The organism is Streptomyces sp. NPDC002884 (assembly GCF_040295245.1).
Taxonomy (GTDB): Bacteria; Actinomycetota; Actinomycetes; order Streptomycetales; family Streptomycetaceae; genus Streptomyces.
Genome location: NZ_JBEOVB010000052.1, coordinates 22,151 through 34,378 on the forward strand (window position 1 = coordinate 22,151; position 12,228 = coordinate 34,378).

The window sequence follows — 12,228 nt, forward strand, 5'->3', positions numbered from 1 at the left end:
AAACGCCTCCCGAACCGACGTAGAAGTGCTGCCCATTCCCGTGAACAGAGCCACCCGGATCCGCGACATCACCCAGGCCCTGCCGCCCGAGTTCGCGGCCCAGCTGTTCACCGCTCGGGAGCAGGGAGCCACCGAACAGCGGCTCCAGCAGATCGCGGCCGACGGCCTCGCCCAGATGTGCTTCCGCGCCAACAACAGCCGCGCGCACGGGCTCAGCGTGGAGTTCACCGACGTGGAACGGCTCGACATCGAGCTGTAGGCCCTCGCCAGCACGGACACCTCGCCCCCGGCATTCCAGCTGCCGGGGGCGAGGTGTCCTGCATTCTACGAGCGAGGCGCATTCACCACGTCATCGTTCCTGGGTGCCCTGGCCGTCGTCCTCAGCACTTGGGTTGAGCGCGTCCGCAGCGGCTGCCCAGTCTTCGGGGTGCGAGACAGGCAACAGCCGAAACTGCTGGGGGTGCGTGCTGTCATACGGCGTGGCAGACGTCTTCATTCGACTGTGATCGTTGATCAGCAGCATCTCGATCACACGTGCAGCGGTCTGCAGGTCCTCCGCCGTCGTTCCGGCCGCAATGGCTGTGGGAGATAGGACATCGCCGTTTGCGTCGCGGTCGACGTAGAACCCTCGCTGCTTCGCCAGATTGGCCTCCCTGGCCGCGGCCTCGGCTTCCGCCTGCCGCTTCTTGTGGGCCTGTTCCCAAGCCTCGTAGCCGGTGCCTGCGGCTTGCAGAGCGCTGTAGTCACCCCAGAACTCTGCGAGTTCGTCGCCGAAGACGATGGCCTCGAGGTACTTCTTGGTGTGGTTCCGCCCGTGCTGGGTCAGAGAGCCCACGACCCGGGGCGCCTCACCTCCGCGGCTCCAGTCAGCTTGGAAGGTGTCATAGATCCAGAGCGCCTTTCCGAGCTCCTCTTGTGCCAAAACGGTGAGGGAGCGAGCCCGCCCGTAGGACTCTGCGGACAGCAGCGTGTGGGCATCGGCGATCAGTGAAGAGGCGTTGTCCATCAGCGCTTTCCAGAACTCGCGCGCCTGCCCCGGGCTCATCTCGACCATGACTTCAGTGTGCCCTGCCTTCCTTTGGTGGGAGACTCGCCGCTGCCACTCCTGCGGTCCCACCGCGGTGGGACCGCCGACTGCTGTTCATGCGGTCGTGGACGAGTCTTCCCCAGGAGAACTGTTGCCGACCTTTGGTCCGCGGTGTGCCGTGCCCGCGAAGCCGTCAAGCGTGGGGGCCAGTCACAGTCACCAGGGGTGGTGCCGCGAACGAAAATCCACGAGCTCGCTAAAGGCCTTCTTAGCCCGCTCCGCGTCGTGGTTGAAGGCGCCGGCCAGGAGGAGGTGCCAGGAGTCGTTGATCTCTCGCTCGATCTCCGGTGCCAGACCGTTCTGGTCGTACCCCCACACGTCTTCGCCAAAGAACTCGCCGGACCACGGGCTCGCGAGGACGTGCTCGGAGTCCACGGACATCAGGGAGGCCAGGAACTCGAACCGGTGGAAGGCCGCTCGAAAGGCCACGTCATCCGGCTCCACGACGCGGAACGGTTCGCGTAGTTCTTCCCGAAGCCAGCGGCTCTGCGGGTAGTACCACGTCCTGCCGTCGCCGGGGCTGCAGACCTCATCGATGGAGCCGCTGATGACGCGCCGCGGGTTGAGATAGACGGCTGGCACCTGACGCTCACCGTTGGAGAAGATCGGCGTCCACAGCGGCTGGCTGAGGAGGCGGGCCAGGAATTCCTCGCGTTGGCCGACGATGGCGGCGATACCCATGGTGAAGACGGCGAGCACGGCCGGGTAGTGCCGCAGTCTTTCCAACTCCTCGGTGTGGCCGTTGATGTTCTTGTGGCGCAGCCGGTTCAGCCGCTCGATCACGCGCTGCCAGAGGTCGTTGTAAGTGCCGTCGTCGTGGAAGACGCCGTTGGCCAGCAGGTGCAGCAGGGTGTCGCAGTCGGCGCGGTAGCGGCGGATGCTCTGCGCGAAGATCTTGCCGGTCAGCGGATATCGGTCCTGGTCGGCACTGCTGACGATGAGGGAGACGTTCTGCTCGATCAGGTCTCGGATCTCGATGCGCCGGACCGGGTCGGGGAGGAACCGCTTGAGCTGGGCGACGGCCACGTCCCGGGCGACCGGGGCGACGGTCATCCGGTCCAGTGCTTCCACCCGGTGTTCGAGGTCGGTGAAGAGGTCGTCCGCGGTCACGCCGTCGATGACGGCGGCGGAGTGTTGAGCCACCAGCCGCTTGGCAGGCTCGCTCATCCGACCGAACTGTCCCCAGTACATCGGGTAGCGCCGGGAGCGAGTCCCCTCTACTGCCCTGACCAGGGCCTTGTCCCAGTCGGCTGACCAGCCGCACACGATCAGCCCGTACTCGTCCAGCACCCGTTCGAGCAGAGCTTGCTGCGCTCTGGGGTACTCCTCCAGTTCGTCCACGGTGTTTCGCTGCTCCAGATCGGCGTAGTCGCCGTGCAGCTTGATGATCGTGATCTGGCTGTGCACGAGGGGCTTCATGCTGTCGATCATGTGGTCACGGACCACGTGAGGGGAGATGCCGACCTCCTCCAGGGCACGTTCCATGAGGCGGTCGAAGTTGGTCGTCAGGATGACCCTGACGTTCCCCCTCTTCACCAGCCGGGCAATCGCCCGGTGCGCCGCGGTGGGCTCCTTGCCGGTGTCCTCGACGTTCTCAGGTTCGAAGTAGCCAGCGAGCAGGCCCTGCCGGGCTGCCGATGTGGGCGCGGCCTCGGCCAAAAGGCGTGAGTAGCCCAACTCCTCGCCGAACTGCTCCTGCCACCAGACCTCCGGATCGGCCGCGGCTTCAGCACCAGCGTCGGGCGTATCCGGATCGTGCAGGACCGCGACCTTGCTGACGAGATCCTGCACGATGCCCCAACCCGTCTTGATGCCGGACGCCATTGAGATGCCAGCGCCCAGCAGCACCGCGTACACCCCAGGGCACGTGTGGACGTTCAGAGCAAGGGACATTCGAGGATCGAGCACGCCGCCGGCACCCGGCACCGTTGCATTGGCTTGCCCTGCGGCCTGATTCGTCACCACGGCCACCCTCTCCTTCCAACGGGCACCCCGCCTCCAGGGGGCGGAAAGCACTGCCCGCGTACCGAGGTTCACTCTACTCCACAATCTCGTCACTATGACGATAAAAGATCCCTCTGGGACTCGGGTGCATCACCCTGCCCAACGCCACTTTCCATCGCCGCGTTGGCGGCCTGGCGACGTCGACGCCAGGAGCCGCTCAGATTAGCTCCGGCTCCCTTCCCGCCTGATGGCAGCAGCTGGTCACGGCTGCGGGACGTGTATCAAGGCGCGGGCTGCGCTGGGCACATTGGGCTGCGCCGACGAGGCGCCGGCATCCACCTTGACCAGTTGCGATACGGCCGCAGCGCGGCATTCCGCGCTCCCGTGTCAGTACCCGCTGTCACACTGCAACCATCCCCATTGCAGGGGTGGTTGACCTGATCGCCGACGAGAGGACCGATGCGTGGCGGCCGACTGGGACGCACTGGACTGGACATGCCCCACGTGCGCGGCTTCGCGCAGGAAGACATGCACCACGAAAGGCGGCCGCCCCCGGCCCACGCACCTCGCCCGCCGCCTCACCTCGGTCCTGCTGCAGTTTGCCGTACGCCGTGGCCGCGGCCAGCCACCCGCCGCACGCGCCCAGATCGTACGGTCCCTCACCACGGCCCAGGACTCGGACACGTCCGCCCGCGAGGACTACCTGTGGCATCAGGCCACCGAAGAGCTGTTCCTGTGGGACCAGGTGGTGGCCGCGGCCGGCCGGCATGCGGCGGCCGCCGTCAAGGGCCACCTTGACGGCGACGAGCTCCGCGAAGCCACCCAGCAGGCCGCAGACCGCGTCACCCAGGCACGAGAACTCCTGAACGAATGGCACAGCGAGCGCGAAGCGTATCCGCTCGACGAAGAGCTCCTGGCGGGTATGCTGCGTCCCGCGCCGACCTCGCGCGCCGGACCGTAATCCGGTAGATAGCCCCAGAGCACTCTCCGGGCCATCCCGCTGGCTCCCGAAGAGCTTCAGCAACACTCATGCGGGCCCACAGCCGACCGTGCACGAGGTCGTTAGGGCGCGAACCTTGTTGGAAGCAGTGGCGGGGTGGGGTGATTTTGCCTAAAGCGCTGCGTGAGGATCCCCGGCGTACTGGAATTGCCTGACAGGGGTGCGGCCTCAGGGACGTGCCGCGGGGCATTTGAGGGGGCGGCATGGGCGGTATCGGATGGCAACGGCTCCCTGACGATCTACCGGACGAGGCCCGTGAGCTCGCGGAGGAGCTGCGGATGCTGTTCGGCTCGTTAGAACTCTCGATGCGCCGCTACGCACTGCGCTGCCACTGTGACGTGTCGACCGTCTCCCGCTACCTCAACGGATTGCATACCCCACCGTGGCCCTTCATCGAGGGCCTGTTGTCACACGCCGCACAAAGACGCGGGGAGCCAGTGACACAGGAGGCGGCCACCCACCTGCGGCGCCTGCACCGCAAAGCCGTCACGTCCTCCGGAGCAGCCAAGGGCAAGGCCCAGCAACTCCACATACTCCTGGAGCAGGCCGACGAGGACGCCAGACAATCCCAGGCTCGCGAACAGATGGCCGCCGACATGCTGCACGAGCGGCAGTTCCGTATTCAGCAACTGCAGGTCCAACTTCGCGCAGTCGAGGCGGCCCGAGCGGTCGACCAGGACGAGTACGACAACGCCCTGGCACAACAGCACCAGCAGCAGGAAGCCCTGAGAAACGAATGCAGCAGGCTGTATGCCGAGGTCGGAGTTCTGCGTGAGCAGTTGACTCAAGCGACGGTTGCCAAGGAGCTGGCTGAAGAGCGCTGCAGCCAGCTGGAGCTGCAGCTTGATGCGGCAGAGCACGAAGAGCAGCAGGAAGCGCAGGCGCCGGACCCGGCGCCGCGGCCCCCCACCGACGTCCCCAACAGCCCCAATGGCGCGCCTCCGAACGCTGATAACCAGGAAGAGCAACAGCGCCCCGCCGCTACGTGGCCGGCGTCCAGGACCGTGCGAGGCCCGCTGGTGCGGGAGTACCGCCTGACGGGCACATTCCGCGGGCCCAGTGCTCAGGTCGCCTCGGTTCTCCACTACCAAAACGGCGGCTACAGCATCGTGCGGCCGGACGGGGAAAGCCACCACAACAAACCGCTCTTCGGCCGCCCCCGCACCGTCACCGAGGTCGCCCTGGGAGTGCACTCCTCGTCGTTCAGCATGCTGCTGCCAGCAGCAGGCGGAGTCGACTTCTTCAACGTCGAGGCAGACGTCCAATGGCAGGTCGTCGACCCCTACATTGTCGTGCGGGCCAGGCTCACAGACATCGATCTGATCCTGGCCCCCGAACTGCAAGACCGCCTGCGCGCCGTATCAGACCGCTTCTCCCTGGATCAGGCGAAGGACGCGTGGGAAGCGATGCGCCGCGCCCTGAACGAGAACGCGACACCACTCGGGGTACACCTGGGAGTGCAGACCCGTGCCTACGTACGTGTCGACCTGGACCAGGCGCACATCCACCGCCAAGCCCACCGCTACGAAGAGCTGTTGGAGAAAGGCGACCTGCAGGGCCTCGCCTTCATGATGGCGCGCAGCCCTGCCGACGCCTCCGCAATCTTTGCCCTGATGAAGGAAGTGGAGCGAGAAGCTGCGGACAGGAGAATAGAAATGATGCGTCTTCTCCTTGACCGTGGACTCGTCTCACGCGACGACATCAACGCCGACGCCCGCGCCATTCTCGATCTCCTGCGCACCACCCCACCCACCTTTGTTCCTGCCCTGCTGCCCGCACCAGGTTCGAAGCCGCCCGGGTCTCACACACGCCAGGACACCGACAGCGCCCCATTGATCGGGCCAGACAGCACACCGGGAGACCTTCCCCCCAGGGAGAAGACCCCCGGCACCTCGACTGATAACCCTGCGAGACAGGTCGAGCGCAAGGTCCGCCTGTGGTGCGAGGAGACCCAGCGAATCCACGGACCCGGTCACCGCTCCTCCCTCGCCGCCCGACACGACTGGGCACGAAGGGTAGGAACAGCAGGCAACCCCGCCAAGGCCGCGGAGCTGTACCGAGCGCTCGCGAAGGACTACACCCGCATACACGGCCCCTATCACCGCGGCGTCCTAGCGGCCCAGCGCGAGCAGGCGCGCTGGACAGGAGAAGCCGGAAAAACAGCAGAAGCCGAGCAGCTGTACACCCATCTCGCCCGCCACTACCGGACCGCGCTCGGCCCGGATCACCGCCTCACCCGGGCCACCGAAGCCGCACTGAAGGGACTGCACGAGCACGCATCCAGATCGGACCGTCCGTGACGAGCAGGCTCCAGACTCCCCAAGGAACCGCGCGACCGCTCTGACTGCACAGACCCGACTTCTCCGGCCGCATGGTCACGCGTGGGCAGCAGGATGCTGACCACTGCAGTCTCTCGGTGCGGATTCGTGCCGGGGGCGCGCAGGCGCCTCCCCTCGCACGTCGTGGTTCGGTCGTACCCGTTTGCGGGATTCGCGTTTCCGGTCATCGTTTGATGCGGCCGCGGATGGCGAGGAGGCCGAGTGCGAGGAGGGTGGGCTCCAGGAGGCGGGAGGCCATCTCGATGTAGGTGCCGGCGGTGGTGAGGTTCTGCCCGCTGGAGCGGAAGACGACCGAATTGATCGCCACGCGGGTGGCTTTCTCGGTACGGGGCCAGGTCATGCGCTGGGGCCATCCGCCGTGAAGGGCGGGGTCGGGGGTGCGGGTGTCGAGGCTGATCCTGCCGCCCTTCAGGGTTCCGGTAGTGGCCGGGTCGGGGTCGTGGGTGGGCAGGCCGACGGCCATCAGGCACAGCACGGTCAGCGACATCGCAGCAAGCAGCCAGGCGAAAGCGCGGGAGGCGCGCAGGCCGTAGCCGGACAGCAGCCAGTACCCCCACAGCAGACGGCGCTCGCTCTTCGGGGTGCCGGTCAGGTCGTGACGGCGCATCTCACATTCGCCGTAGTAGAAGTCAGCGGCACCGGGTTCGTTTTTGCCGTCCTCGAACGCCTTGCGTAACTGTCTGTATAGCGCGGCAACATCCTCTGGATCGGGGGTACGGGCGGGGTCGGTGTGGTGCGGTCCGGTGCGCCAGTGGCGGGGCGCAGCAGTATGGCCCGGGGGCGCGACTGGCTGGCGGGCGATGTGGGCGCGCCAATGGTGTTCCTCGATGAGGGTGCGCCGACGCGTGAAGCGCACCGGCTGGATACCACGGCGGTGCCAGCCGGTGGGTGAGGGTGCAAAGGTGGTCCGGCCCTCCAGACGGATCTGGTCGAGGTGGAAGGCCTCCGAGAACAGACAACCGGTCAGATCGGTGTCCGTCAGCACCAGATGCGCGGCATCCACCCCCTGCACCGAAACCACCCGGACTCTGCCGGAACCCGCCAGCAGCTCCTCCGCTAGCGGCACGTCGCCACCAAAGACGCTGGTGAAGGGGGCGGGGTGAGCGATGACCGCGACGGGAGCAGACAGAACCGCGTGTCTCAGATCCACAGCCGCGTACCGCACCCGCACCGTCGCGGTCGACTCCCACCGGGTCCGCTCACACTCCAACTCCCGGGCCGCTATCTCCAACGTCACCGGCAGCCCGAACACTGCCCTAGACAAACCCACACGCGCCGCACACACCAACGGCCCCAACACCGAGACCCCCTCAAACCGAGCCCCCTCGAACCCGGCGTCTCCGGAGAACTGCGCCCCGTCGAACCCGGCGTTGCTGGAGAACCGCGCCTCGCCGAACCCGGCGATGCTGGAGAACCGCGCCGTGTTGAATGAGGCGACGCCGGAGAACTGCGCCTCGAAGAACCCGGCCTCGCCGTAGAACTGAGCCGTGTTGAACCAGGCATTGCCAGAGAACTGCGCCCCGCCGAATCCGGCGTTGCCGGAGAACTTCGTCCCGCTGAACCCGGCGTTGCCGGAGAACTTCGTCCCGCTGAACCCGGCGTTGCCGGAGAACTGAGCCCTGTTGAACCTGGCGTTGCTGAAGAACTGAGCCGCGACGAACCCGGCCTCGCCGTAGAACTGAGCCCTGTTGAACCCGGCGTTTCCAGAGAACTCCACCCCGGCGAACCAGGCGTTGCCAAGGAACTGAGCTCCCCCGAACCATGCATCGCTGGCGAAGTGCGTCTCGTCGAACCCGGCGGCGCCGGAGAAGTGGGCCGTGTCGAACCTGGCGTCGCCGGAGAACTGCGCCTCACCGAACATGGCGACGCCGAGATGGGGGTGGCCGGTGGTGGGGTCACGGAGAGCGTTTAGGAGAGCCTCCAGCAAGGATTCGGTGAAAGGGGTGCCTCTGTGGTCGATGTCAGCGCCGGGAGCCAGGCTAGCCAAGTAACTGGTGCGGTCGGCGTCCGGCAGGTGGGCCAGGCAGGCAGTGTGACCCGGGACGTGACTACCGCGGCAGCCGACCGGGTCGGTGGCCGGGGCCGCTCCGTGCCCGCAGTGCGGCCAGGCAGGCAGTACGGGTGTGTTCATGGCGTGGCGGCTCCCCAGGTGAGTGATCGATATTTGTCAGACACAGCTCGCCGAGGGGCTACATGCCTCATAGCCCTGGCACCCTGCTCGGCACCCGCGATACCTGAGTGCCCGTCACTGCGCCGGTCCGCTACGTCACCGTGCGACCAGGCAGGACTGCGGAAATACGTATCTCAGGTCAGGCTTGTCGAAGCAGAAAGCTCAGGAACCAATCGGTCACCTGATGAACGAAGTGAGGCGTCAGCGAATAGAGGTCACATGCAAACGCGACCAAAGCTGCTGCAATCACGAACAGCGGAGCAGATTTCTTTACGACCCTAGACTTGACTTCCCTATATGCGTAGACCGGCAATGAAAGCATGCCCAGGAAACCGAAGGAGAAAATGAACCACCAGCCCGAAGTGAACGCCTTATCGCTATTCCACATTGCGTGAAGAGCCAGCGCGATAAGACAATTTCCCAACGTCAGCTGACCGGTAAGTACGGCTCCGCGAATCAACTGATCCCGCTCGTCTGCCGCCTGCCGCTCGACAAATGCAGAACTAGCCCGCTTAGCAGGTGCCCGCTGACGCATTTTGGCAGCACTCTGACCATTCCTCCTGGCTGCCGCACGACCACCATATGGAGGCTTCGCACCCTGCCGCTTCGATGGAACACCCGAAGAAGAGCCGTGCATGTCATCCGGATTTTGGAACTCAGAGGACCGCTTCTTCGGCGCGACCGGCGGACGAGCAGGCGTTTGAGCCTTGACCCCGCCACGAGAGTTCCCCCCGCCCGCTCCATAAGCCCGGCGCGCAACTGCCCGGCCCCCGTCCTGCGGCTGCGGAGGCTTCCGCCGGTGTTCACCCTCACCGCGCGGCGGAGACGAGGGCCAATCAGCCGACGCACGATAAGCTGCCGCACGCTCCTCTCGAGGCCGCTGCTGCTCCCGTGCCCCCGCCTCCCGTGCCCGCACGGCTGCCTCGGCCTGAACCTCAGGCGGCGGCGGAAACCGGGTTTCACTGCGCCCTTGCTGACCTGCTGACGGCGGCAAGCCATCAGTAGCCGCCGAGCCTTTCGCCTCAGACTGCCGCCCAGCCGGCGGACAGGGTGCGGAGCCGCCCGCTTCCATGCCGACGGAACGAGCGCCCTCCTGCCCGGATATCTGGTCTCGACTAACCCCCCGTGCTGCTGCGGACCTCTGATGGGCCTCCAGCACAGCCTGCTCCTTAGCCTGCTGCCTTCTGGCCTGCTCCGCAGCCGACTGCGCCTGCCGAGCCCGAAGCCGCTCCTCTCGGGGCGTCTCCGGCCACATCGCCGGCCCGCTCTCACCAAGGCTCGGCATCCCATCCGCGGCAGCCTCATTCCCCTCGGATGGCCAAACCGGCGGCATAAACGCAGAGGACCTTCCCCCTGTCGGCCACACCGTCCCCGACCGTTCGTCGCGACCAGCAGTCAAGGGATGCGCCGCAACAGCGCTGACCTGCGTTGCGACATCCGCAATAGGCGTGGACACAGCCCGAGAAGCCTCTTCAGTGAGCTTGCTGACCTGGCGGCGCAGGACCTTGACCTCCTGGCGCAGCTGCCGCAGTTGCTCCTGCTGCGCCTCGATCCTGGCGTCGGAGGTCTTGGTGTATGCGGCGGCTGCGGAAAGCTGCTTACGGGCAGCCGCCAGCTCGGCCAGGGCCGCCGCGCACTTCCGGCTCTCCTCGTCGGCCCGGACGACTGCCTCGCGGTGCTGTTCTTCGACCGCCCTGAGACGCGCGGCCGTCTCGTCGGCTCCCCACACAGCCCGCGCGGCCCGCTCCTCAGCTTCGGCCCGGGCCTGCTCGACCGCCCTCAGACGCGCGGCCGCTTCCTCAGCCCCCCACGCAGCCTGCCTGGCCCGCTCTTCCGCCTCGTCCCATGCCTCTTCGGCTGCCTCCACACGCGCGGCAGCCCATTCAGCCGACCGCTCCGCCTGCCGTTCCGCCCCTTCGGCACGCGCATCAGCCTGCTCACGCTGCCGCCGTTCCTTCACCCGCGCCCAGTGCTCACGCCCCGCACGCCGCTCTTCCTCCCGCACACGCTGCTGCAGCAGACCAACCCGATCCTCAAGCCGGCTGTTGGCCCCCTCCAGACTCTGCGCCTGCCCACGGAAGGTCCCCGCCCGCGCCTCCACATCGTCGAGCTGTTGCTGCAGTTCGTCCAGCTGCTCCTGGAGGACGAGAACACGGTCCTGCTGGCTTGAGCTGGCTGCCTGGGCTGCCCGGCGCAGCTCGTGCAGCTTCGTCTCCTCTGCGTCGGTGACGGTGGCACCGCTGTTACGGACGAGGCGGATGAGTGCGTCAGCGTGTTCCTTGGCCGCGACGGTATCCGCCGCGGAGTCCTTGCTCGGCTTGCCGGAAAAGAACCGGCTGAGCACCGAAGGATCGATTCTAAGGAGCCCTGCGACTTCCCTCTGGGGCTTGCCCAGGCGCAAAAAGATCTTCTTAAGTGCCTGACCGTAGGCCAAAGCTTCCGGCCCCGGCTCCCGCTTTGCTTCACTCACTGGCCACCCCCTCGGAATGGGATGGTACCGCGCAGCGGGAAGCTGTTGCCGGTCCCGCAACGTTGCGTATTGCGGCGCAACGCCTTTCTGGGCTTCCTTGCGCATTCCGCAACAGAGACGGTCTTTTCCAAGATGCTCGTACGAGGACTTGGGGAGTGGGACATGAAGGCCGGATTTGGTTCCGTCATCACGGCAGCAGAGAAGGCAGCGGAGGGTGCGGGTGGCCCGCGGTCGCTGGATATTGCGATTTCTCTGACGGTGGGTGTGCTCGTCGCGCTCGCGGCGGGTTTGCTGCACCGTTCTGACCGTCCGGACCCGGCTGTTGCGGTCACCTATTCTGGGTATGCCGCTGTTATGAGGGCCGGCCTCGTCCTGTTCGGGACGGCGTCCCTGATGCTGGCCATCCTGATGTCGCCTCAGCAAGGCGTCAGTTTCCTGGTGTTGCTCCTGTCGGCGGTGGCCGGAGTCGTCTACGGCCTGCTGGCCTACTACGACAGCAGCACGCTCCAGGCGGCGATCTGGCAGGGGACCAAGGTGACTGCGTCCGCAGCCGCCCTCGGACAGGCCTTCCTGGCCCTCTACGGGGGGTGAACACACCAGGACAGGACCGGGGTTGAGGCCCCACGGGGGTGGCTCAACCCCGCAGTGGAGGGGCCCGGCAATTCTGAATTGCCGGGCCCCTCCACTGCCTTCAGGAGGCCCAACATAATCCCAATCTCTACACAGTGCATCATGAGATGCAGTTCTCGTAGTCATGGGCAATGTCAGCGCAAGCGACTCCTGCCACCTGCTCATGAAAATGGACTGTTCGAGCAGGTGCCCATATCTCAGTTGGCATGGGCAGACAGGAAACCAAGGACGGTTTCAGATGGAGTGCAGGCGAACCCCTCACCCTGTGGGGCCGACCCCCGGCCGAGCGGACACCCCGTCACCCGACAGGCTGGGGTAGTGGGCTGGAACCCCAGGCCCTACACAGTACGCGACGTGATGCATCCTCACCCCTTGCCAGCCCGGCGAAGCCGGTAGGGCGGGAGCGCAGCGGACGCCCAGGATTCCCGCTTGCGGGAATCCCACCTCTTCGCGCTGCGCGAAGAGGTCCCCTAGAATTCCGTTTACGGAATTCGTTCCCGCGTTTACGCGGGAATTCGAATTGCGCTTGCGCAATTCGTCGCTCTATGCCCCGGCTTGCCGGGGCATTACCCGCGGAGCGGGTAATGC

Annotated in this window: 8 protein-coding genes; 4 read left to right on the forward strand and 4 right to left on the reverse strand. The window is 66.2% G+C overall.

All coding sequences use genetic code 11. The features are described from left to right. Nucleotides 1–40 precede the first annotated feature (40 nt). The gene (locus ABT070_RS43120) at nucleotides 41–259 is read left to right on the forward strand and encodes a hypothetical protein (protein WP_351768463.1); all 219 of its coding nucleotides are present in this window, start codon (nucleotides 41–43) and stop codon (nucleotides 257–259) included. 90 nt (nucleotides 260–349) lie between these two features. On the opposite strand, the gene ABT070_RS43125 is transcribed toward ABT070_RS43120, so the two are convergent. Together ABT070_RS43125 and ABT070_RS43130 are read right to left on the reverse strand one after the other, a co-directional pair. After that, the gene (locus ABT070_RS43125) at nucleotides 350–1,054 is read right to left on the reverse strand and encodes an AbiV family abortive infection protein (protein ID WP_351768464.1); all 705 of its coding nucleotides are present in this window, start codon (nucleotides 1,052–1,054) and stop codon (nucleotides 350–352) included. A 189-nt stretch (nucleotides 1,055–1,243) separates the two neighbouring features. Next, complete coding sequence (locus ABT070_RS43130; protein WP_351768465.1) at nucleotides 1,244–3,052, reverse strand: SIR2 family protein; 1,809 nt, start codon at nucleotides 3,050–3,052, stop codon at nucleotides 1,244–1,246. A gap of 442 nt (nucleotides 3,053–3,494) precedes the next feature. On the opposite strand from ABT070_RS43130, the gene ABT070_RS43135 reads away from it, so the two are divergent. Both ABT070_RS43135 and ABT070_RS43140 read left to right on the forward strand, forming a co-directional pair. Next, nucleotides 3,495–3,992: a hypothetical protein gene (locus tag ABT070_RS43135; protein ID WP_351768466.1), complete on the forward strand. Its 498-nt coding sequence runs from the start codon at nucleotides 3,495–3,497 to the stop codon at nucleotides 3,990–3,992. A gap of 242 nt (nucleotides 3,993–4,234) precedes the next feature. Next, the gene (locus ABT070_RS43140; RefSeq protein WP_351768467.1) at nucleotides 4,235–6,331 is read left to right on the forward strand and encodes an SPFH domain-containing protein; all 2,097 of its coding nucleotides are present in this window, start codon (nucleotides 4,235–4,237) and stop codon (nucleotides 6,329–6,331) included. 202 nt (nucleotides 6,332–6,533) lie between these two features. Here ABT070_RS43140 and ABT070_RS43145 read toward each other — a convergent pair whose 3' ends face one another. Together ABT070_RS43145 and ABT070_RS43150 are read right to left on the reverse strand one after the other, a co-directional pair. After that, nucleotides 6,534–8,297, reverse strand: a complete 1,764-nt coding sequence (locus ABT070_RS43145) for a pentapeptide repeat-containing protein (RefSeq protein WP_351768468.1) — start codon at nucleotides 8,295–8,297, stop codon at nucleotides 6,534–6,536. Nucleotides 8,298–8,679: 382 nt separating this feature from the next. Then, entirely contained in the window at nucleotides 8,680–11,010 is a 2,331-nt protein-coding gene (locus tag ABT070_RS43150; protein ID WP_351768469.1) for a hypothetical protein, read from the reverse strand. 69 nt (nucleotides 11,011–11,079) lie between these two features. Between ABT070_RS43150 and ABT070_RS43155 the strand changes: the two genes are divergently transcribed. Further along, entirely contained in the window at nucleotides 11,080–11,601 is a 522-nt protein-coding gene (locus ABT070_RS43155) for a hypothetical protein (RefSeq protein ID WP_351768470.1), read from the forward strand. Nucleotides 11,602–12,228: the final 627 nt, after the last annotated feature.